The sequence below is a fragment of the Streptomyces sp. SP18BB07 genome, assembly GCF_036322545.1.
GTDB classification, from domain to species: domain Bacteria; phylum Actinomycetota; class Actinomycetes; order Streptomycetales; family Streptomycetaceae; genus Streptomyces; species Streptomyces deccanensis.
Genome location: NZ_JAQYWT010000146.1, coordinates 1 through 22,933, shown reverse-complemented (window position 1 = coordinate 22,933; position 22,933 = coordinate 1). Strand labels below are relative to the sequence as shown.

Below are 22,933 nucleotides of genomic sequence, written 5' to 3'. Positions count from 1 at the left end.
TGGCGCGGAGTTCGGTGAGGAGGTGCGGGGGTTCACCGTCGACGGTTCCGAGGGCCTGGACCGCATCCCCGGTGTCGCCGAGGAGCAGGACCGCCGCTACTACGCGATCACCGTCCGGCCGCAGGTGTTCATCAACCTCGTGCCCGACCACGTCATCTTCCACCGGATGTACCCGGTGTCCGTCGACCGCACGATCGTCGAGTGCGACTGGCTGTATCTGCCGCACGTCGTCGAGAGCGGCAAGGACGTCAGCCGGTCCGTGGAACTCTTCGACCGGGTCAACCTCCAGGACTTCGAGGCCTGTGAGCGGACCCAGCCCGGCATGAGCTCTCGGCTGTACGCCAAGGGCGGTGTGCTGGTGCCCAGTGAGCACCACATCGGCGCGTTCCACGACTGGGTGAACGAGCGCCTCGGCACCCCCCAGGGGTGAATCAGCCCAGGTAACCCATCCGGTAGCTGATCTCGGCGGCGCCCTTGAGCAGCACCGGGGACATCTCGTGCAGCCGCTCCTCGGTGAACCGGTAGGAGGGTCCGGAGGCACTGAGGGCGGCGATGACCTCGCCGTCCCGGTTGCGCACGGGTGCGGCCATGGCGTGCAGGCCGATCTCCAACTCCTCCAGGGTGAAGGCGTAGCCCCGTTCCCGTGCGTCGGCGAGGTTCTTCTCCAGCTTCGTCTTCGCGGTGATGGTGTGCGGGGTGACCTTCTTCAGGCCCGCGTCGGCGAGCAGCGCGGCGCGCTCCTTGGTCGGCATGTGGGCAAGGAGGATCTTGCCGCTCGACGTGGCGTGCAGGGGGGTCAGTTGGCCCACCCAGTTGTGCGCGGTGATGGCCCCCGGTCCGCGCACCTGGTACAGGTTGATCGCGTAGTGCTCCTGCATCACGGCGATGTTGACGGTCTCGCCGATCTCCTCGGCCAGCCGCTCGCAGACGGGACGGCCCTGCTGTGTGATGTCGATACGCCCGGTGACCGCGCCGGCCAGACGCACGATGCCGAAGCCGAGCCGGTACTTGCCGCGCTCGCCGGCCTGCTCCACCAGACCGCGCGCCTCCAGGGCGCCGAGGAGACGGAAGGCCGTGGACTTGTGCACGTCGATCTCGCCCGCCACCTCGCTGACGCCGGCTTCGCCGCGCTGAGCGAGGATCTCCAGGACGCTGATGGCGCGGTCCACCGACTGCACACCGCCCGCGCCCGCGTGTGAATTCGACGTTTCTGTCTCAAGGCTGAAGTTGCTCACAGTGAAACTATACGCGCAGTAAACAACACACTTGCAAGTAACCGCCCCGAAACGAAGTTCCTCAAGTTGCGTGGTTCGCAACCTGGTGCGTATGGCGCGACCGGGTCTAGCATGCCTCGCATATCTACGGCGCGAGCGAGACGAGGCACCATGGCTCCTGTGCAGTACGACTTCGTCATCGTCGGTGGTGGTTCCGCGGGCAGTGCACTGGCAAACAGGCTGTCCGCCGACCCGGCGAACCGAGTGCTGGTCCTGGAGGCGGGCCGGACGGACTTCCCGTGGGACGTCTTCATCCACATGCCCGCGGCGTTGACCTACCCGATCGGCAGCCGTTTCTACGACTGGAAGTACGAGTCCGAGCCCGAGCCGCACATGGGCGGCCGCCGCGTCTACCACGCGCGCGGCAAGGTGCTGGGCGGGTCCAGCAGCATCAACGGCATGATCTTCCAGCGCGGCAACCCCATGGACTACGAGCGCTGGGCGGCCGACCCGGGCATGGAGACCTGGGACTACGCGCACTGTCTGCCCTACTTCCGGCGCATGGAGAACTGTCTCGCGGCCGACCCGGACGACGAGTTCCGCGGCCACGACGGTCCCCTCGTCCTGGAACGCGGCCCGGCGTCGAACCCGCTCTTCGGCGCCTTCCTCAAGGCCACCGAGGAGGCGGGCTACGCCCCCACCGACGACGTCAACGGCTACAGACAGGAAGGCTTCGCCAAGTTCGACCGGAACGTCCACCGCGGTCGTCGGCTCTCGGCCTCGAAGGCGTATCTGAAGCCCGTCCGCAGACGTCCCAACCTCACGGTCACCACCCGCGCCCTCGTCACCCGTGTCCTGTTCGAGGGCAAGAAGGCCGTCGGCGTCGAGTACCGGCGCGGCAAGGGCACCCCCCAGCAGGTCCGCGCCAAGGAGGTCATCCTCTGCGGCGGCGCGATCAACTCCCCGCAGCTGCTCCAGCTCTCCGGTGTGGGCAACGCCGAGGAACTCCGCGCGCTGGGCATCGACGTCGTCCACGACCTCCCGGGCGTCGGTGAGAACATGCAGGACCACTTGGAGGTCTACATCCAGTACGCCTGCAAGCAGCCCGTCTCCATGCAGCCGTACCTGGCGAAGTGGCGCGCGCCCTTCATCGGGCTGCAGTGGCTCTTCCGCAAGGGCCCGGCCGCGACCAACCACTTCGAGGCCGGTGGGTTCGCCCGCAGCAACGACGACGTCGACTACCCCAACCTGATGTTCCACTTCCTGCCGATTGCGGTCCGCTACGACGGCTCGGTGCCGGCCGGCGGCCACGGCTACCAGGTGCACGTCGGGCCCATGTACTCGGACGCCATCGGCTCGGTGAAGATCAAGAGCAAGGACCCGCGACAGCACCCCGCCCTGCGCTTCAACTACCTCTCCACCGAGCAGGACCGCCGCGAGTGGGTCGAGGCGATCCGGGTGGCGCGCAAGCTCCTCAACCAGCCCGCGCTCGCCCCCTACAACGGCGGGGAGATCTCGCCCGGACCGTCCGTCGAGTCGGACGAGGAGATCCTCGCCTGGGTCGCCAAGGACGGCGAGACCGCCCTGCACCCGTCCTGCACCTGCAAGATGGGCACCGACGAGATGTCCGTCGTCGACCCCACCAGCATGCGCGTGCACGGCGTGGACGGTCTGCGGGTGGTGGACGCCTCCGTCATGCCCTACGTCACCAACGGCAACATCTACGCGCCGGTGATGATGATCGCCGAGAAGGCCGCCGACCTGATCCTCGGCAAGGAGCCGCTGCCGGCGTCGAAGGCCGCGTACTACCGCCACCGCGACGTCCAGAAGCAGGCGGAGTAGACCTTGGGCACCGGGGGGCTCCACGCACTGTTGAGGACAGTCCGCTACGAGGTGCTGCCGGCGAAGGCCACCGAGGAGAAGGTCCTCGCCCATGTCCCGCGCGACGTCGTCGTCACCGTCACGGCGTCGCCGGTCAAGGGCCTGGAACCGACCCTCGACCTCGCCGGCCGGCTCGCCGCGCACGGCTACCGTGTCGTCCCGCACGTCCCGGCCCGCCTTCTGCGGGACGACCTGCACCTCAAGGAGGTCGTCGACCGGCTGCGCGAGGCGGGTGTGGACGACGTGTTCGTCCCGGCGGGGGACGCCGACCCGCCGGCCGGGTCCTACGACGGGGCGCTGCCCGTGCTCCGCCGACTGAGCGAGCTGGGCCGCCCCTTCGCCCGGGTCGGCGTCACCGGCTATCCCGAGAGCCATCCGCTCATCCACGACGACGTCACCGTCCAGGCGATGTGGGACAAGCGCGAGCACGCCACGTACGTGGTGAGCAACCTCTGCTTCGACCCGCGGGTGCTGGGGGAGTGGCTCGTGCGGGTACGGCGCCGGGGAGTGACCCTGCCGGTGCATGTGGGCGTCGCGGGGCCCGTGCAGCGGGCGAAACTGCTGGCCATGGCGACGAAGATCGGGGTGGGGGAGTCGACCCGCTTCCTCACCCAGCACGCGTCGTGGTTCGTGCGCTTCGCCGCGCCCGGCGGCTACTCGCCCGAGAAACTGCTCACCCGCACGGAGAGCGCCCTCACCGACCCCGCGTCCGGGGTCGCGGGCCTGCACCTGTTCACCTTCAACCAGATCGCGGAGACGGAGAGCTGGCGGCGGGCCCTGCTGGACCGGCTGGAGGACTGAGCGCCGCCTCACTCACGCGGAACACGCGGAACGCCGAACGCCGGACGGGCTCCCAGCCCGTCCGGCGTTCGTGTGGTCCCTGTCGTTCGTATACGGAGGCCGTTCCGCTCAGCGGAAGACGACCGTGCGGTTGCCCTCGACCATCACCCGGCTCTCGCTGTGCCACTTCACCGCGTGCGCGAGCACCTGGGCCTCCACGTCCCGGCCGACCGTGACCAGCTCGCCGGGGTCCAGCGAGTGGTCCACCCGCACCACGTCCTGCTCGATGATCTGCCCCTCGTCCAGGTCCGACGTCACGTAGTGCGCCGTCGCGCCGACGAGCTTCACCCCGCGGTCGTAGGCCTGGTCGTAGGGGCGCGCGCCCTTGAAGCTGGGCAGGAAGGAGTGGTGGATGTTGATGGCGCGACCCTCCAGCTCCTTGCACAGGTCGTCGGAGAGGATCTGCATGTAGCGGGCCAGGACGACCAGGTCGACGTCCAGCTCACGGACGAGTTCGAGCAGCCGCGCCTCGGCCTCGGGCTTGGTCTCCCGGGTCACCGGCACATGGTGGAAGGGGATGTCGTACGTCTCCGCGAGCTTCTCGAACTCCCGGTGGTTGGAGACGATCGCCGGGATCTCGATGTTGAGCGCGCCCGCCCGTTGCCGGAAGAGCAGATCGTTCAGGCAGTGCCCGAACTTGGACACCATGATCAGGGTCCGGGTCGGCGTGGCGGCGTCGCTGAGGGACCACGAGATGCCGTAGGCCTGGGCGACGGGACCGAAGCGGTAGCGCAGGCCGTCCAGGTCGACGTTCGGGTCGGAGACGTCGAAGTGGACGCGCATGAAGAAGCGGCCCTGAAGTCGGTCGTCGAACTGCTGGCTTTCCAGGATGTTTCCGGAGTTCCTGACGAGATAGCCGCTCACGGCGTGGACCAGCCCGGCACTGTCGGGGCAGGAAAGGGTCAGGACGAACTCACGGCCAGGCTGCGGGCGGGGGAACCTCATGGACACGGTGGCCTCCGTTGGTGCGTATTGCACAACAAGGTGAGCGATACGCAACATGGTCGGCTCGACGTCGCTCGTGGTCAAGGGTGGACGGGCAAGCGATCACATGGCCAAATCGTCATCAGCGAACATCTTGACGTCCGTCTGGCCAGGCGACAGGGTGTTCCATCACAAGCAATCGGGTGCACGATGCGCAACGAATTTCAGTCCGGAAGGCTCGGCGCGTGGCAGACCTGTATGTGAATGGCGAATGGCGGGCTCCGGTGGCCGGCGGTCACCGGGAGATCCGATGTCCCGCTGACGGCACGCTCACGGCGACCGTCTCGGAAGGCACGCGCCCCGACACCGAGGCGGCGATCGCCGCGGCCCGGGAGGCCTTCGACACCGGCCCCTGGCCGCACACCCCCGAGCGGGAGCGCGGTGCCCTGCTGCTGCGCACCGCCGACATCATCGAGCGCGACACCAAGAGCTTCGCCCGCGCGGAGTCCCTCGACACCGGCAAGCGCGTCGTCGAGAGCGAGTACGACATCGCCGACGTCGTCTCCTGCTTCCGTTACTACGGCGGACTCGCGGGCACCGACGCCGGCCGGGTGATCGACACCGGCCGCGACGACGCCGTCAGCCGGGTCGTCTATGAACCGGTCGGGGTGTGCGCACTGATCACCCCGTGGAACTACCCACTCCTGCAAGCGAGTTGGAAGGTCGCTCCGGCGCTCCTGGCCGGCAACACGATCGTCCTCAAGCCCAGCGAGCTCACCCCCTCCACCTCGATCCTGCTGATGAGGGCGCTGGAGGAGGCCGGGCTGCCGGCCGGCGCCGCCAACCTCGTGCTGGGCGCCGGCCCCGAGGTGGGCGCCCCGCTCTCCGAGGACCCCCGCGTCGACCTGGTCTCCTTCACCGGCGGCCTGGACACCGGCAGGCGCATCATGGCCACCGCCGCCGCGACCGTGAAGAAGGTCGCCCTGGAACTGGGCGGCAAGAACCCCAACGTCGTCTTCGCCGACGCCGACTTCGAGACGGCCGTGGACTTCGCCCTCACCGCCGTCTTCCTGCACTCGGGCCAGGTGTGCTCGGCCGGCGCCCGGCTGATCGTCGAGGACTCCCTGCACGACCGCTTCGTCGACGAGGTCGTCCGCCGCGCCCGGCTCATCCGGCTCGGCGGCCCCTACGACGCCGAGGCCGAGACCGGGGCACTGATCTCCGCACAGCACCGGGAGAAGGTCGAGGCATACGTCGCCTCGGGCCTCGCCGAGGGAGCCGTCCTGCGCTGCGGCGGCGCCCGCCCCGACGACCCCGCGCTGGCGGACGGCCACTACTACCTGCCCACCGTCCTCGACGAGTGCCGGCAGGACATGCGCGTGGTGCACGAGGAGTCCTTCGGGCCCGTCCTCACCGTGGAGCGCTTCACCGACGAGGACGACGCCGTACGCATCGCCAACGACACCGAGTACGGGTTGGCCGGAGCCGTGTGGACGCAGGACGCGGGCAAGGCCCAGCGGGTCGCCCGGCGGCTGCGCCACGGCACCGTGTGGATCAACGACTACCACCCCTATGTGCCGCAAGCGGAATGGGGCGGTTTCGGGCATTCGGGTGTGGGCCGGGAGTTGGGACCGACCGGCCTGAACGAGTACCGAGAGCCCAAACACATCTGGCAGAACATCCAACCCCGGCCGCAGCGCTGGTTCAGCGGCTGAACGCCGAAAGAAGGTCGAACATGACCACCCAGACCGAGGTGCCGCAGCGGCGCGGCACGCCCCAGGACTCGGGTCCCACCCCGGTCATCTCCGTGCGCAGGTTGTGGAAGGTGTTCGGGCCGAAGGCCGACCGGGTGCCGGAGTCCGAGGAACTGTGCGGGCTCAGCCGTCGTGAGCTGATGGACCGCACCGGCTGCACCGCCGCCGTGCGCGACGTGAACTTCGACGTCTCGCCCGGTGAGGTCTTCGTCGTCATGGGCCTGTCCGGCTCCGGCAAGTCCACCCTGGTGCGATGTCTGACCCGGCTGATCGAACCCACCGCGGGCGAGATCGTCTTCGAGGGCGAGGACATCCGCCAGGCCGACGACAGACGGCTGCGCGAGCTGCGCCGCCGCAAGTTCTCCATGGTCTTCCAGCACTTCGGGCTGCTGCCCCACCGCCGGGTCGTCGACAACGTGTCCTTCGGGCTGGAGATCCGCGGCATGGGAAGGGCCGAGCGCGTCAGACGGGCCCAGGAGGTCGTCGAACTGGTCGGCCTCGCCGGCTACGAGAATTCCTACCCCGACCAGCTCTCCGGCGGCATGCAGCAGCGGGTCGGACTGGCCCGCGCGCTGGCCGGCGACCCGGACGTGCTCTTCTTCGACGAGCCGTTCTCCGCGCTCGACCCGCTGATCCGCCGCGACATGCAGAACGAGGTCATCCGGCTGCACCACGAGGTCGGCAAGACGATGGTCTTCATCACCCACGACCTCTCCGAGGCCCTCAAGCTGGGCGACCGCATCCTGATCATGCGCGACGGCAAGATGGTCCAGTGCGGCACCGGCGACGAACTGGTCGGCGCCCCGGCCGACGACTACGTGCGCGAGTTCGTCAAGGACGTCCCGCGCGGCGACGTGCTCACCCTGCGGTGGATCATGCGGTCCCTGGAGGACGGCGACGCCCTGGACGGCCCCGAGCTGGGACCCGACGTCGTGGTCAAGGAAGCCACCCGGGCCGTGCTCGCCGCCGACAAGCCGGTGAAGGTCGTCGAGAACGGCAAGCTGCTCGGCATCGTCGGCGACGAGGAGATCCTCGCCGTGGTCGCCGGAGAGGAAGGCGGCGCGCGATGACCGTCGTCGTGGAGAAGACCGAACCGCCCGGCAGACCCGAGAAGACACTGCCCCCCGAGGAGCCCGCCCCGGCCCGGGAGCCCCGGCGGGTCAGCCGGTCCATGGTGATCGGTGCGATCCTGCTCGTCTGGCTGGTGCTCTTCGCCGTCCTGCGCGGCAGGCAGACCCTCGCCCTCGGGGCGGCGGACCTGACCGATCTGCACCGGTGGTTCAACGACGTCAACGACTCGATCGGCGCCAACCGCAACTCCAACCCCCTGTTCCTGTACTTCTTCAACGAGATCCGGCTGGTCATCGACACCCTGGTGACCTTCGTGCAGGAGCTGATCTCCCAGCCCTCCGCCGACCGCCCCCTCCCGCAGATCGGCTGGCTCGGCGTCGTCGGCATCGCGGGCTATGTCTCCTGGGCGTTCGGCAACTGGAGGGTCGCGCTGCTGGCGGTGGCCGGCTTCACCTTCCTGGGCCTGCAGGGCCTGTGGCAGGAGAGCATGGACACCCTGGCGCTCACCCTCTCCGCGGTGTTCGTGGCGCTGCTGTTCGCGATCCCGCTGGGCGTGTGGGCGGGGCTCTCCGACCGGGTCAACCGGATCATCACGCCCCTGCTGGACTTCATGCAGACGATGCCGACCTTCGTCTACCTGGCCCCGCTGGCGCTGTTCTTCCTCATCGGCGGAGCCTCCGCCACCATCGCCACCGTCATCTACGCGGCGCCCCCGGCGATCCGCATCACCGCGCACGCCATCCGGACCGTGCCGGAGACGACGGTGGAGGCGGCCGACTCGCTCGGGGCGACGCGCCGGCAGTCCCTGCTGAAGGTCCTGCTGCCGATGTCCAAGCGGACGGTGGTGATGGGCGTCAACCAGACCATCATGGCCGCCCTGGCCATGGTGACCATCGCGGCCCTGATCGACGCTCCGGGCCTCGGCAAGACCGTCGTCCAGGCGCTCCAGTCGCTCGACGTCGGCACGGCCTTCAACGCGGGCCTGTCCATCGTCGTCATGGCGATCGTCCTCGACCGGGTCACCACCGCGGCCAGCGCACGCGAGGAGGAGGCCCGGCGCTCCAAGAACCGGTTCCTCGCCTGGCGGCGGCCGCTGCTCGGCGCGGGCGCGGTCCTCACGGCCGTGCTGGTCTTCATGTCGCACACCTACGTGTGGGCGGCGGAGTTCCCCGGCGAGGGCGGCGTCGGCAGCTCCGTCGCGAGCGCGGCCGACATCACGACGACCTGGGTGCAGGACAACCTCGCGGGCGTCACCAACCTCGTCCGCGACCTCATCACCAACGGACTGCTCAACCCCTTCCAGTCGCTGCTCACCGACTCCCCGTGGTGGCTGGTCGGCGCCGTGCTGATCGCGCTCGGGGTCGTCCTCGGCGGCCGGCGGGCCGGCCTCACCACGGCGGTGTGCGTGGGGCTGCTGGTCGCCACCGGCGTGTGGTCCGACAGCATGACGACGCTGGCGTCGACCGTGGTCGCCACCGTCCTGGTGATGCTGCTGGGCATCGGCTTCGGCGTGTGGATGGGCCGCAGCCGGCTGGTGGACCGCATACTGCGGCCGACCCTGGACGCGGCACAGGTCATGCCGCCGTTCGTCTATCTGGTGCCGTTCCTCGCGCTGTTCGGCGCGACCCGTTTCACGGCGATCGTCGCCGCGATCGTCTACGCGGCGCCCGTCGCCATGAAGATCATCGCGGACGGGGTGCGGAACGTGCCCGCGGCGACCGTGGAGGCGGCCACCTCCGCCGGGTGCAACACCTGGCAGATCATCACCAAGGTCCAGCTGCCGATGGCACGCGGCGCCCTGACTCTCGCGACGAACCAGGGCCTGATCTACGTGCTGTCGATGGTTGTGGTGGGCGGCCTGGTAGGCGCCGGCGCCCTCGGCTACGACGTCGTGGCCGGTTTCTCGCAGGGCCAACTGTTCGGGAAGGGGCTCGCCGCAGGGCTGGCCATCGTCCTTCTCGGAGTCATGTTCGACCGCATCACTCAGGCCGCGGCGCGGCGAACCAGCGCATAAGGAGCACTGACCATGGCAAGGCAAGCAAGACGATGGAGAGCCGGCGCGGCCGGTATCGCGGTCCTCGGTCTCACCCTCACCGCGTGCGGCGGTGCGAAGGTCGGTGAGGACTCCTCGGACGTGGGCGGCTCGGGCAGCTCCGCCAAGTGCGGCACCTTCAACCTCGCGGTCAACCCGTGGGTCGGCTACGAGGCGAACGCGGCGGTCATCGCCTACGTCGCGGAGAACGACCTCGGCTGCAAGGTCACCAAGAAGGACCTGAAGGAGGAGATCGCCTGGCAGGGCTTCGGGACCGGTGAGGTGGACGCGGTCGTGGAGAACTGGGGCCACGACGACCTGAAGAAGAAGTACATCACCGACCAGAAGACCGCCGTGGACGCCGGCGCGACCGGCAACGAAGGTCTGATCGGCTGGTACGTGCCGCCGTGGCTGGCCAAGGCGCACCCGGACATCACCAACTGGGAGAACCTCAACAAGTACGCGGCCAAGTTCAAGACGTCCGAGTCCGGCGGCAAGGGCCAACTCCTCGACGGAGACCCGTCGTTCGTCACCAACGACGAGGCCCTCGTCAAGAACCTGGACCTGGACTACAAGGTCGTGTACGCGGGCAGCGAGACCGCCCTCATCCAGACCTTCCGCAAGGCGGAGAAGAACAAGGAATGGGTGATCGGCTACTTCTACGAGCCCCAGTGGTTCATGTCCGAGGTACCGCTGGTCAAGGTGAAGCTGCCCGACTACAAGGCGGGCTGTGACGCCGACGCCGAGAAGGTCGCCTGCGATTACCCCGTCTACACGCTGGACAAGATCGTCAGCAAGAAGTTCGCCGACTCGGGCAGCCCGGCCTACGACCTGGTGAAGAACTTCAGCTGGACCAACGACGACCAGAACGTCGTGGCGAAGTACATCGCCGTCGACAAGATGACCCCCGAGGCCGCGGCGAAGAAGTGGGTCGAGGTCAACCGTCTCAAGGTGGACGCCTGGCTCAAGTAGGGCCGGCGACCGGACGCGGGAATCCGGTCGGAACACGCCCGGTGGGCGGTGCGCGAGGGTTGCGCGCCGCCCACCGGGCGTCTCCGTGTCCGGGCCCGTTCTCCGGCCTGTTTTCCGAGGTCCCGGGACCCTTGACACCCACCTGCGCGGAAGGCACATTGAGTTGCGCAACCTGAATCGCGTTGCGTAAACAGCAACTCGATCAGCTCGACCGGTCAACAAGGCGGAGGTGCGGCGATGGCGGGACCCCGAGTGGTCATCATCGGAGCGGGAGTCGTGGGAGCGGCTCTCGCGGACGAGATCTCCGCGCGAGGCTGGACCGAGGTGACCGTGGTCGACCAGGGCCCGCTCCCCGCCACCGGGGGCTCCTCCTCACACGCCCCGGGCCTGGTCTTCCAGACGAACTCCTCCAAGACGATGACCGAACTGGCCCGGTACACCGTCGAGAAGTTCTGCTCCCTCGACGTGGACGGCAAGCCCTGCTTCCTCCAGGTCGGCGGCCTCGAAGTGGCCACCACCCCCGAGCGCCTGACCGAACTGCGCCGCCGCCACGGCTGGATCACCGCCTGGGGCATCGAGTCCCGCCTGCTCACCGCGGACGAGTGCGTCGAACGGCACCCGCTGGTCGACCGCGACAAGGTCCTCGGCGGCCTCCTGGTCCCCACCGACGGCCTCGCCAAAGCGGTCCTCGCCGTCGAGGCGCAGATCCGCCGGGCCACCGAGCGCGGCGTGACCTTCCTGGCCCGCCACGAGGTCCTCGACGTCCTGCGGGCCGACGGCGAGGTCACCGGCGTCCTCACCGACCAGGGCGAGATCCCGGCCGACATCGTCGTGTGCTGCGCCGGCATCTGGGGCCCGAAGATCGCCCGCATGGTCGGCATGAACCTCCCGCTGACCCCGCTCGCCCACCAACTCGCCTGGACCGGCCCGATCCCGGCCCTCGCCGGTCAGACCGAGGAGGCGATCCGGCCGATCCTGCGCCACCAGGACGCCGACCTCTACTACCGCGACCGCTTCGACGGCATCGGCATCGGCTACTACGGCCACCGCCCGATGCCCATCACGGCCGACGAGATCCTCTCCGTGGACGAGGCCGACGACATGCCGTCGGTCCTGAAGTTCACCGAGGACGACTTCGCCGACGCCTGGACCGAGACCCAGTCGCTGCTGCCCTCCACCAAGGAGGCGAACATCGAGGAGGGCATCAACGGCCTGTTCTCCTTCACCACCGACAACTTCCCGCTGCTCGGCGAGTCCCCGGACGTCAAGGGCTTCTGGGTCGCCGAGGCGGTCTGGGTCACCCACTCCGCCGGCGTCGGCCGGGCCATGGCCGAATGGCTGGTCGACGGCTACTGCTCCTCCTTCGACCTCCACGAGTGCGACGTCAACCGCTTCGAACCGCACCAGCTCTCCCCGGAGTACGTCCTGGCCCGCGACTGCCAGAACTTCGTCGAGGTCTACGACATCCTCCACCCCCTCCAGCCCTCCGGGGACCCGCGCCCTATCCGCACCAGCCCCTTCCACGCCCGCCAGCGGGAGCACGGCGCCTTCTTCCTGGAGGCGAACGGCTGGGAACGCCCGCAGTGGTACGAGGCCAACGCCGGCCTCGTCGAGGGCCGCTCCATCCCCACCCCGGGCGACTGGGCAGCGCGGTACTGGTCGCCCATCGTCGGCGCCGAGGCCCAGGCCACCCGCGAGACCGTCGCGATGTACGACATGACGGCCCTCAAGCGCCTGGAGGTGAGCGGCCCCGGCGCCGCCGACCTCCTGGAGCGCCTGTGCACCGGCAAGGTCGCCAAATCCGTCGGCTCGGTGACCTACACCCTCTTCCTCGACCACGACGGCGGCATCCGCAGCGACGTCACCGTCGCCCGGCTGGCCCGCGACACCTTCCAGATCGGCGCCAACGGCAACCTGGACCTCGACTGGATCACCCGCCACCTCCCGGCCGACGGCACGGTCCAGGTCCGCGACATCACCCCCGGCACCTGCTGCGTCGGCCTGTGGGGCCCGCTGGCCCGCAAGGTCCTCCAGCCCCTCACCGACGCCGACTTCTCCGGCGACGGCCTGAAGTACTTCCGCGCCAAGCAGGCCTACATCGGCTCGGTGCCCGTCACCGCCATGCGCCTGAGCTACGTCGGCGAACTCGGCTGGGAGCTCTACACCACCGCCGACCAGGGCCAGAAGCTCTGGGACACCCTCTGGGCGGCGGCCGAACCGCTCGGCGGCGTCATCGCCGGCCGCGGCGCCTTCAACAGCCTCCGCCTGGAGAAGGGCTACCGCTCCTTCGGCACCGACATGACCTACGAGCACGACCCCTACGAGGCCGGCGTCGGCTTCGCCGTCAAGCTCGACAAGGACGACTTCATCGGCAAGGACGCGCTGCTGCGCCGCAAGGAGAACGTCCGGCGCAAGCTGACCTGCCTCGTCGTCGACGACCCCCGGTCGGTCGTCCTGGGCAAGGAACCGGTCCTCGACGGCGACCGCCCCGTCGGCTACGTCACCAGCGCCGCCTACGGCTACACCATCGGCAAGGGCATCGCCTACGCCTGGCTCCCTACGGAACTCACGGAACCCGGCACCGCGCTGCACATCGGCTACTTCGACCAGCGCGTCGAGGCCGTCGTCACCGAGGAACCCCTGTTCGACCCCACCATGTCCCGCCTCCGTGGCTGACACCCCGCCACGACCGAAGAGGGAAGGAACGCCGCCGGTGAACGCAACTCTGCTCGACGGCAAGGCGACCGCCGCCGACATCCGCCGCGAACTCACGGAGCGCGTGGCCAAGTTGACCGCCACCGGCGGACGCCCGCCCGGCCTCGGCACCGTCCTGGTCGGCGAGGACCCCGGCAGCCACGCCTACGTCGCAGGCAAGCACCGCGACTGCGCCCAGGTCGGCATCGCCTCCATCCGCCGCGACCTGCCCGCCGACGCCACCCAGCAGCAGGTCGAGGACGTCATCGACGAACTGAACGCCGACCCGGCCTGCACCGGCTACATCGTCCAGCTCCCGCTGCCGCGCCACCTCGACGCAAACGCCGTGCTGGAACGCATGGACCCGGCCAAGGACGCCGACGGACTGCACCCCGTCAACCTCGGCCGGCTCACCCTCGGCGTCGACGCCCCCCTGCCCTGCACCCCACGCGGCATCGTCGAACTCCTGCGCCGCCACGAGGTACCGCTCGCCGGCGCCCGGGTCTGCGTGGTCGGCCGGGGCATCACGGTCGGCCGTCCCATCGGCCTGCTGCTCACCCGCCGCTCCGAGAACGCCACCGTGACCCTGTGCCACACCGGCACCAAGGGCCTTGCCTGGCACACCCGCGAGGCCGACATCGTCATCGCGGCGGCCGGCTCACCCGGTCTGATCACCAAGGACATGCTGCGCCCCGGCGCGGCCGTCCTGGACGTCGGCATCACCCGCACCGACCAGGGCCTGGTCGGCGACATCCACCCGGACGCCGCCCAGGTCGCCGGCTGGATCGCGCCGATGCCCGGCGGAGTGGGCCCCATGACCCGCGCGATGTTGCTGGCCAACGTCGTCGAGGCCGCCGAGCGGAACGGAGACGTCCGATGAGCCCCCGCACCCCCGGTGCCGACCTCCCCGAGCACCCCGAATGGCTGTGGCGCGACCCCGAGCCGAAGAAGTCGTACGACGTGGTGATCGTCGGCGGCGGCGGACACGGCCTGGCCACCGCCCACTACCTGGCCAGGAACCACGGCATCACCAATGTCGCGGTGCTGGAGAAGGGCTGGCTCGGCGGCGGCAACATGGCCCGCAACACCACGATCATCCGCTCGAACTACCTGTGGGACGAGAGCGCCGGTATCTACGAGCACGCGCTCAAGCTCTGGGAGGGCCTGGAGGAGGAGCTCGACTACCCGATCCTCTTCTCCCAGCGCGGTGTGCTGAACCTCGCGCACAGCCTCCAGGACGTCCGCGACAGCGTGCGCCGCGTCGAGGCCAACCGCCTCAACGGCGTGGACGCGGAGTGGCTCGACGCCGACGGCGTCAAGGACGTCTGCCCCATCGTCAACATCTCCCAGGACGTGCGCTACCCGGTCCTGGGCGCCACCTACCAGCCGCGCGCGGGCATCGCCAAGCACGACCACGTGGCCTGGGGCCTGGCCCGCTCCGCCGACGCGGCCGGTATCGACATCATCCAGAACTGCGAGGTCACGGGCCTCGACGTGGTCGACAACCGCGTCGTCGGCGTCCGCACCACCCGGGGCCGCATCGCGGCCGGCAAGGTCGCGCTCTGCTCGGCGGGCCACACCTCGGTCCTCGCCGCCATGGCGGGCATCCAACTGCCTGTCCAGAGCCACCCGTTGCAGGCCCTGGTCTCCGAACTCCTGGAACCGGTGCACCCCACGGTCGTGATGTCCAACGCCGTCCATGTGTACGTCAGCCAGGCGCACAAGGGCGAGCTGGTGATGGGCGCGGGCATCGACGCGTACAACTCGTACACCCAGCGCGGCGCCTTCCACATCATCGAGGAGCAGATGGCCGCGGCCCTGGAGCTCTTCCCGGTCTTCGCCCGCGCGCACGTCCTGCGTACCTGGGGCGGCATCGTCGACGTCAGCCCCGACGCCTCACCGATCATCGGGCTCAGCCCCGTCGACAACCTGTACCTCAACTGCGGCTGGGGCACGGGCGGTTTCAAGGCCACCCCGGGCGTCGGCTGGGTCTACGCCCACACCATCGCCCACGACACCCCGCACGCCCTCAACGCCCCCTTCTCGCTCGACCGTTTCACCACCGGCGCGCTCGTCGACGAGCACGGCGCGGCCGCGGTGGCCCACTAGGGAGCCCCACAGATGCTGCTCATCACCTGCCCGTGGTGCGGGCCCCGCGACGAGGCCGAGTTCCACTACGGCGGCCAGGCCCACGTGGCCTACCCGGAGACCCCCTCCGCCCTCACCGACGAGGAGTGGGCCCGCTACCTCTTCCTCCGCGACAACACCAAGGGCCCCTTCGCCGAACGCTGGAGCCACGCGGCGGGCTGCCGCCGCTGGTTCAACGCGATCCGCGACACGTCCACGAACGAGATCCTCTCGGTCTACCGCACGGGCGAACCCCGCCCGGCGACCCCGGAGCCGAGGCCGGCCACGTCCCAGCCGAGCCCGGCATCACCAGCCCGTCCGGCGTTTGAGGACGAGGCCGTTCAGGCCGAAGGGGGGTCCGGGGGCGCAGCCCCCGGAAGCGGGGTCGCAGGGGCGCAGCCCCTCGAGGAGGGGACGGGTAGGGGCGGCGGGGGCGAGACAACCCAACCGTTCCGCCACCCCACCCGAGGCCGCATCGACCGAGACACCCCCCTCACCTTCACCTTCGACGGCACCGAATACCAGGGCCACCGAGGCGACACCCTCGCCTCCGCCCTCCTCGCCAACGGCGTGATCGAAGCCGGCACCAGCATCAAACTCGGCCGCCCCCGAGGCATCTTCTCCGCCGGCGTCGAAGAACCCAACGCGATCATCCAGATCGAGGAACCCTTCCCCGAGCCCATGCTCCCCGCGACCACCGTCGAGCTCTACGACGGCCTGGTCGCCACCAGCCTCCCCGGCCAGGGCCGCCTCGCCACGGCCCCCGACCCCGCCCGCTACGACGCCGTACACACCCACTGCGACCTCCTGGTCGTGGGCGCGGGCCCGGCCGGCCTCGCGGCCGCCGCCGCGGCGGCGAACAGCGGCGCCCGCGTCATCCTCGCCGACGACCAGCCGGAACCCGGCGGCAGCCTCCTCGGCACCGCCGAACACCTCGACTGGGTGGGCGAGACCGCCGCACTGCTCGACGCCGCCCCCGAGGTCCGCGTCCTGCGCCGCACCACCGTCTTCGGCTACTACGACGACAACCACCTCCTCGCCGTGGAGCGCCGCACCAACCACCTCGGCGGCGCGGCCCCCGACAACGTCTCCCGGGAACGCGTCTGGCGCATCCGCGCCCGCCGCGTCGTCCTCGCGACCGGCGCCCACGAACGCTCCCTCGCCTTCGCGGACAACGACCGCCCCGGCGTGATGCTGGCCTCCTCGGCCCGCACCCACGTCAACCGCCACGGCGCCCTGCCCGGCCGCCGCGCGGTCGTCCTCACCACCAACGACAGCGCCTACGCGGCCGCCCTGGACCTCGCCTCGGCGGGCCTGGACATCACGGGGATCGTCGACACCCGCCCCGAACCGGGGGAGTGGGCCGAGCGCGCCAGGGCCGCCGGCATCGAGGTCCTGGCCGGACACGCCGTCACCGGCACCGAGGGCGAGCCCCGCCTCACCTCCGTGACCGTCGCCCCGTACGGCGAGTCCACCGGGCAGCGGGTGTTCGCCGCCGACCTGCTGCTGGTCTCCGGCGGCTGGAACCCGGTGGCGCACCTGTTCAGCCAGTCCGGCGGCAAGCTCCGCCACGACGAGGCGCTGGGCTCCTTCGTGCCCGACACCTGCCGCCAGGCGGTCGAGGTCGTGGGCGCCGCGAGCGGCCTCTTCGACACCGCCGGCGTCCTCGCCCAGGGCGCCGCCGCCGGTGCCCGCGCGATCGAGGCCGAGGGCTACACGGCCGAGGCGCCCCGCCTCCCCGCGGTCGCCCCGCAGCCCGCCGGCGCACCGCCGATGCACGTCTACGTCGTCCCGGGCGACTCGGACGCCCCCCGGTTCGTCGACCTCCAACGCGACGTCACGGTGGCCGACCTGGCACGCGCGACCGGCGCCGGCCTGCGCTCGGTGGAGCACACCAAGCGGTACACCACCGCCGGCACCGCCAACGACCAGGGCAAGACCTCCGGTGTGCTGGCGAGCGGGGTCGTCGCCGAACTCCTCGGCGTGGACGTCTCCTCCCTCGGCACGACCACCTTCCGCCCGCCGTACACCCCGGTCTCCTTCGCCGCCCTCGCTGGCCGCGACCGGGGCGTGCTCAGCGACCCGGTCCGGACGACCGCCCTGCACGAGTGGCACGTCGGGCACGGCGCGCTGTTCGAGAACGTCGGCCAGTGGAAGCGCCCCTGGTACTACCCGCGGGACGGCGAGGACATGGAGACCGCCGTGCTGCGCGAGTGCGCCGCCACCCGTGAGGGCGTGGGCTTCATGGACGCCTCCACCCTCGGCAAGATCGACGTCCAGGGCCCGGACGCCGGGGTCTTCCTCGACCTGCTCTACACCAACATGATGAGCACGCTGAAGGTCGGCATGATCCGCTACGGCGTCATGTGCCGCCCGGACGGCATGGTCTTCGACGACGGCACGGTCATCCGCGTGGCCCAGGACCGCTTCCTGGTCACCACGACGACCGGCAACGCCGCCACCGTGCTCGACTGGATGGAGGAGTGGCTCCAGACGGAGTGGCCCGAGCTGAAGGTCCACTGCACCTCCGTGACCGAACAGTGGGCCACCGTCGCGCTCGTCGGCCCGAAGTCCCGTGAGGTCATCGGCTCCCTCGCACCTGGGCTCGCCGTAGCCAACGAGGACTTCCCGTTCATGGCCTGGCGCGAGACCACCGTCGCGGGCATCGAGGCCCGGGTCTGCCGGATCAGCTTCTCCGGTGAACTCGCCTACGAGATCAACGTCTCGCCGTGGGAGGCCCTGACCCTCTGGGAGGCGCTGTACGAGGCCGGCGCCCCGTACGGCATCACCCCGTACGGCACCGAGACCATGCACGTCCTGCGCGCCGAGAAGGGCTACCCGATCATCGGCCAGGACACCGACGGCACCGTCACCCCGCAGGACCTCGGGATGAGTTGGGTCGTCTCGAAGAAGAAGTCGGACTTCATCGGCAAGCGGTCCCACACCCGCCCCGACACCGTCCGGCCCGACCGCAAGCATCTGGTCGGCCTCCTCCCCGAGGACCCGGGCACCTTCCTCCCCGAGGGCACCCACCTGGTCGCCGACAGCGTGCTGCCGGCCCCGCCCGTCCCGATGCTCGGCCACGTCACCTCCAGCTACCGCAGTGCCGCCCTCGGCCGGACCTTCGCACTCGCCCTGGTCAAGGGCGGCCGGGACCGCGTCGGCGAGCGGCTGTACGCCCCCGTGGGCGACCGACTGGTCCCCGTGACCGTCGCGAGCCCCGTCCTCTACGACCCCGAGGGAGCCCGCCGCGATGGCTGACACCGCCCCGACCTCCCGGCCCCGCAGCCCGCTCGCCGGGGCCGCCGACCGGCTGGCCGCCGCCACCCGCACCTCCGCGGGCAGGCTCCGGCTGGCCGAACTCCCCTTCCTCACCCAGCTCGACGTACGCCTCGACGCCAAGGGCGCGGCGGCCGACGCCGTCGGCCTCGCGCTGGGCCTCCCGCTGCCGCTGGAGCCCAACACGGTCGCCCGCGCGGGGGAGTTGACCGCGCTGTGGCTCGGCCCCGACGAATGGCTGCTCGTGGGGCCGCCGGGCGGCGAGCGCGAGCTGGAGAGCCGGATCCGGGAGGCCGCCGGAGAGGAGCCGGTCTCCGTGACCGACGTCTCCGCGCAGCGCACCACGGTCCTCGTGGCGGGCGCCGCCGCCCGCGACCTGCTGGCCCACGGCTGCGCGCTGGACCTGCACCCGAGGGCCTTCGGCCCCGGGCGCTGCGCCCAGACCACCCTGGCCCGTGCCCAGGTCGTCCTGGTCGCGCGGGAAGAGCCCAGCGCGGGTTTCTGGGTCCTGGTCCGCTCGTCGTTCGCCGGCTATCTGGCCGACTGGCTGCTCGACGCGGCGACGGAGTATGTCTGAGAGACAGGCCAGTACCTGTCAGCGCGTCGAAAGCCGGACACACGGCCGCGCCCTGCTGGAGCAGGGCGCGGCCGTCGTGGACGTCGGCGGCGAGTCGGCGCGCCCGGCGCGGTCGCCGGCGTCGACACCGGACGGTCCGCGACGGTCAGCCCGGTCGCCAAGGTCAGCCCAGATGGCCCATCCTGCGGCTGATCTCCTCGGCGCCCCGCGTCAGTACGGGCACGAGTTCGCGGATGCGTTCCTCGGTGAAGCGGTAGGCCGGGCCGGAGGCGCTGAGCGCGGCGATGACCTCGCCCTCGCGGGAGCGGATCGGGGCCGCCATGGCGTGCAGTCCGATCTCCAGCTCCTCCAGCGTGACCGCGTACCCGAGTTCGCGCGCCGTGTCGAGGTCCTTCTCCAGCTGGATCCGGGTGGTCAGGGTGTGCGGCGTCAGCCGGCGCAGCCCGGACGCCTCCAGCACCTCGGTCCGCTGCCGCTCCGGGAGGTGGGCCAACAGGATCTTGCCGCTGGACGTGGCGTGCAGGGGGGTGAGCTGGCCGACCCAGTTGTGGGTGCCGACCGCGCCCGGGCCGCGCACCTGGTGGAGGTTGACCGCGTAGTGCTCCTGGAGCACGGCGATGTTGACGGTCTCGCCGATCTCCTCGCTGAGCCGTTCGCAGACCTGCCGGCCCTGCTGGGTGACGTCGAGCCGGCCCGTGACGGCGCCGGCGAGCCGCACGATGCCGAAGCCGAGCCGGTACTTGCCCCGCTCGGCCGTCTGCTCGACCAGTCCGCGTGCCTCCAGCGCCCCGAGGAGCCGGAAGGCGGTCGACTTGTGGACGTCGATCTCGGCGGCGACCTCGCTGACACCGGCCTCGCCGCGCTGGGCGAGGATCTCCAGCACGCTGACGGCGCGGTCGACGGACTGCACACCGTTCACCGCGGGACCCGTTGTTGCGCCCTCTGCCGCGTAGTTGCTCATGGCGAAACCATAGTCGGCCCGGCCAACCTCTTGACAGTGGGTGTCCGTGAGGAGACAGTTTGGTCGTCGTTGCTCATAGCGAATGTAGTTGCGTCATATGAAACGCGACGATCGGCGGCTCGGCCACGGTCTCCGTCCGGGCCCGGTGAAGTCCCTCCCCTCCTCCCCCTCCCCTTCCTTCCTCGACGAGGAGATCGACCGTGACACACGAGGTACGCGCCGTCGTCGCCCGCAAGAAGGGCGCCCCGGTCTCGGTGGAGACCGTCCTGGTGCCGGACCCCGGCCCCGGTGAGGCGCTGGTACGCGTGCAGGCCTGCGGTGTCTGCCACACCGACCTGCACTACCGGGAGGGCGGGATCAACGACGAGTTCCCGTTCCTGCTCGGCCACGAGGCGGCGGGAGTGGTGGAATCGGTCGGCGAGGGCGTCACCGACGTCGCCCCCGGCGATTTCGTCGTCCTCAACTGGCGTGCCGTCTGCGGCGCCTGCCGTGCCTGTCGCAGAGGCAGGCCCTGGTACTGCTTCGCCACGCACAACGCCGTCCAGCCGATGACCCTGGCCGACGGCACCCCGCTCTCCCCGGCCCTCGGCATCGGCGCCTTCGCCGAGAAGACCCTGGTCGCCGCCGGACAGTGCACCAAGGTGGACCCCATGGCCTCACCGGCCGCCGCCGGGCTCCTCGGCTGCGGTGTGATGGCCGGGTTCGGCGCCGCCGTCAACACCGGTGGCGTGGGACGTGGTGACTCCATCGCCGTGATCGGCTGCGGCGGCGTGGGCATGGCCGCGATCGCGGGCGCCAAGGTCGCCGGAGCCGGCCGCATCATCGCCGTCGACGTCGACGAGCGGAAGCTGAAGTGGGCCGAGCGGTTCGGCGCCACCGACACCGTCGACTCCTCGAAGACCGACCCCGTCGAGGCGATCCGCGAACTCACCGGCGGCTTCGGCGCCGACGTGGTCGTGGACGCCGTCGGCCGCCCCGAGACCTTCAAGCAGGCCTTCTACGCACGCGACCTGGCCGGCACCGCCGTCCTGGTGGGCGTCCCCACCCCGGAGCTGACCCTCGACCTGCCCCTGCTCGACGTCTTCGGACGCGGCGGCGCGCTGAAGTCCTCCTGGTACGGCGACTGCCTGCCCTCCCGCGACTTCCCCGCCCTGATCGACCTCTACCTCCAGGGCCGCTTCGACCTGGGCGAGTTCGTCACCGAGACCATCGGCCTGGACGACGTCGAGGCCGCGTTCGCCAAGATGCACCACGGCGACGTCCTGCGTTCGGTGGTGGTCCTGTGACCGCCCGCGTCGAGCGCCTCGTCACCTCCGGCACCTTCGCACTGGACGGCGGCACCTGGGACGTCGACAACAACGTCTGGCTGATCGGCGACGACGAGGAGGTCCTCGTCGTCGACGCCGCACACGACGCGGACGTCATCGCGGCCGCCGTCGGCGACCGCCGCCTGGTCGCCATCGTGTGCACCCACGCCCACAACGACCACGTCAACGCCGCCCCGGCCCTGGCGGCCCGCCACGGCGCGCCCATCCTGCTCCACCCCGCCGACACCGTCCTGTGGAAGATGGCGCACGGCGAGGAGGCGCCCGACTTCCGTGAACTGGCCGCGGGCGAGACCCTGCACGTCGCCGGCGTCGAGCTGACGGTGCTGCACACCCCCGGCCACTCGCCCGGCGCGGTCTGCCTCCACGCCCCCGCGCTGAACGCCCTGTTCTCCGGCGACACCCTCTTCCAGGGCGGCCCCGGGGCCACCGGCCGCTCCTTCTCGGACTTCGGCACCATCGTCGCCTCCATCCGGGACCGGCTGCTGACGCTCCCCGCCGACACCACCGTCCACACCGGGCACGGCGACACCACCACGATCGGGGCCGAGGCGCCCCACCTCGACGACTGGATCACCCGCGGCCACTGAACCGCCCGCCACCGCTTCCCGATTCCTCCGAAGGTGACTCGATGACGCTCATGAACCTGCCGCCCAGCCTGATCCCCACGTTGTCCGGCGAGTACTACACGGACCCCGGAGTCTTCGCCCAGGAGCAGGAGCGGGTCTTCGAGGCCATGTGGTTCTGTGTCGCCCGCGCCTCCGAACTGGCGAAGCCCGGTGCCTTCCGCACCTACCAGGTCGGGCGCGAGAGCGTTCTCGTCTCCCGCTACCGCGACGGCTCGGTCAGGGCCTTCCTCAACATCTGCCGGCACCGCGGCGCCAAGCTCTGCCTGGAGGAGTCCGGCGAGGTCAAGCGGGCCTTCCAGTGCCCGTACCACGCCTGGACGTACGGCCTGGACGGCAAGCTGGTCGCCGCCCCCAACCTGACCTCGATGCCGGACATCGACCGGACCGAGTACGGCCTGATCAACGTCCATGTGCGGGAGTGGCTCGGCTATGTCTGGGTCTGCCTGGCCGACGAACCGCCGTCCTTCGAGGCCGACGTGCTGGGCGCGGTCGTCGAGCGGCTCGGCGACCTGGAGTCGATCGAGCGCTACGACATCGACAGCCTCTCCGTCGGTCGCCGGATCACGTACGACGTGCAGGCGAACTGGAAGCTGATCATCGAGAACTTCATGGAGTGCTACCACTGCGCCACGATCCATCCCGAACTGACCGAG

18 protein-coding genes are annotated in these 22,933 nt (G+C 70.5%); 15 read left to right on the top strand and 3 right to left on the bottom strand.

Annotated features, from left to right (window positions below; genetic code table 11):
- On the top strand, positions 1-430 hold a 430-nt coding region (locus tag PUR53_RS00830), incomplete at its 5' end, for an SRPBCC family protein (protein WP_329898762.1).
- 1 nt (position 431) lies between these two features.
- Here PUR53_RS00830 and PUR53_RS00825 read toward each other — a convergent pair.
- Positions 432-1,178, bottom strand: coding sequence for an IclR family transcriptional regulator (locus tag PUR53_RS00825; RefSeq protein ID WP_329907033.1), 747 nt, complete (start codon positions 1,176-1,178; stop codon positions 432-434).
- 207 nt (positions 1,179-1,385) lie between these two features.
- On the opposite strand from PUR53_RS00825, the gene betA reads away from it, so the two are divergent.
- On the top strand, positions 1,386-3,056 hold the full coding sequence (gene betA / locus PUR53_RS00820; RefSeq protein WP_329907032.1) for a choline dehydrogenase: 1,671 nt from the start codon (positions 1,386-1,388) through the stop codon (positions 3,054-3,056).
- Between the two features lie 3 nt (positions 3,057-3,059).
- Positions 3,060-3,896: a 5,10-methylenetetrahydrofolate reductase gene (locus PUR53_RS00815; protein ID WP_329898760.1), complete on the top strand. Its 837-nt coding sequence runs from the start codon at positions 3,060-3,062 to the stop codon at positions 3,894-3,896.
- A gap of 108 nt (positions 3,897-4,004) precedes the next feature.
- Here PUR53_RS00815 and purU read toward each other — a convergent pair whose 3' ends face one another.
- On the bottom strand, positions 4,005-4,880 hold the full coding sequence (gene purU, locus PUR53_RS00810) for a formyltetrahydrofolate deformylase (RefSeq protein ID WP_239759606.1): 876 nt from the start codon (positions 4,878-4,880) through the stop codon (positions 4,005-4,007).
- A 224-nt stretch (positions 4,881-5,104) separates the two neighbouring features.
- Between purU and PUR53_RS00805 the strand changes: the two genes are divergently transcribed.
- From PUR53_RS00805 to PUR53_RS00765, 9 genes are all read left to right on the top strand, one after another.
- Entirely contained in the window at positions 5,105-6,574 is a 1,470-nt protein-coding gene (locus PUR53_RS00805; RefSeq protein WP_329898759.1) for an aldehyde dehydrogenase family protein, read from the top strand.
- 20 nt (positions 6,575-6,594) lie between these two features.
- Complete coding sequence (locus PUR53_RS00800; protein WP_329898758.1) at positions 6,595-7,683, top strand: quaternary amine ABC transporter ATP-binding protein; 1,089 nt, start codon at positions 6,595-6,597, stop codon at positions 7,681-7,683.
- A gap of 488 nt (positions 7,684-8,171) precedes the next feature.
- Positions 8,172-9,698: an ABC transporter permease gene (locus PUR53_RS00795; RefSeq protein ID WP_443080247.1), complete on the top strand. Its 1,527-nt coding sequence runs from the start codon at positions 8,172-8,174 to the stop codon at positions 9,696-9,698.
- A gap of 12 nt (positions 9,699-9,710) precedes the next feature.
- Entirely contained in the window at positions 9,711-10,688 is a 978-nt protein-coding gene (locus tag PUR53_RS00790) for an ABC transporter substrate-binding protein (RefSeq protein ID WP_329907029.1), read from the top strand.
- Between the two features lie 237 nt (positions 10,689-10,925).
- Positions 10,926-13,364, top strand: coding sequence for a GcvT family protein (locus PUR53_RS00785; protein ID WP_329907028.1), 2,439 nt, complete (start codon positions 10,926-10,928; stop codon positions 13,362-13,364).
- Between the two features lie 37 nt (positions 13,365-13,401).
- A complete protein-coding gene (locus PUR53_RS00780) occupies positions 13,402-14,262 on the top strand; it encodes a bifunctional methylenetetrahydrofolate dehydrogenase/methenyltetrahydrofolate cyclohydrolase (RefSeq protein WP_329907027.1) in 861 nt (286 codons plus the stop codon).
- Complete coding sequence (locus tag PUR53_RS00775) at positions 14,259-15,491, top strand: sarcosine oxidase subunit beta family protein (RefSeq protein WP_329898753.1); 1,233 nt, start codon at positions 14,259-14,261, stop codon at positions 15,489-15,491. Before PUR53_RS00780 ends, PUR53_RS00775 begins: the two co-directional genes overlap by 4 nt.
- Before the next feature lie 12 nt (positions 15,492-15,503).
- The gene (locus tag PUR53_RS00770; protein WP_329898752.1) at positions 15,504-18,770 is read left to right on the top strand and encodes a sarcosine oxidase subunit alpha family protein; all 3,267 of its coding nucleotides are present in this window, start codon (positions 15,504-15,506) and stop codon (positions 18,768-18,770) included.
- Entirely contained in the window at positions 18,763-19,365 is a 603-nt protein-coding gene (locus tag PUR53_RS00765; protein WP_329907026.1) for a sarcosine oxidase subunit gamma, read from the top strand. Before PUR53_RS00770 ends, PUR53_RS00765 begins: the two co-directional genes overlap by 8 nt.
- Before the next feature lie 163 nt (positions 19,366-19,528).
- Here the strand turns inward: PUR53_RS00765 and PUR53_RS00760 are convergent, their stop codons facing one another.
- The gene (locus tag PUR53_RS00760; protein ID WP_329907025.1) at positions 19,529-20,326 is read right to left on the bottom strand and encodes an IclR family transcriptional regulator; all 798 of its coding nucleotides are present in this window, start codon (positions 20,324-20,326) and stop codon (positions 19,529-19,531) included.
- A gap of 200 nt (positions 20,327-20,526) precedes the next feature.
- Here PUR53_RS00760 and PUR53_RS00755 point away from each other — a divergent pair, with 200 nt between their 5' ends.
- From PUR53_RS00755 to PUR53_RS00745, 3 genes are all read left to right on the top strand, one after another.
- Positions 20,527-21,612 carry an S-(hydroxymethyl)mycothiol dehydrogenase gene (locus tag PUR53_RS00755; RefSeq protein ID WP_329907024.1) on the top strand — a complete coding sequence of 362 codons (1,086 nt, stop codon included), beginning with the start codon at positions 20,527-20,529 and terminating at the stop codon, positions 21,610-21,612.
- Positions 21,609-22,241 carry an MBL fold metallo-hydrolase gene (locus tag PUR53_RS00750; protein WP_329898748.1) on the top strand — a complete coding sequence of 211 codons (633 nt, stop codon included), beginning with the start codon at positions 21,609-21,611 and terminating at the stop codon, positions 22,239-22,241. Before PUR53_RS00755 ends, PUR53_RS00750 begins: the two co-directional genes overlap by 4 nt.
- A gap of 41 nt (positions 22,242-22,282) precedes the next feature.
- On the top strand, positions 22,283-22,933 hold a 651-nt coding region (locus tag PUR53_RS00745; RefSeq protein WP_329907023.1), incomplete at its 3' end, for an aromatic ring-hydroxylating oxygenase subunit alpha.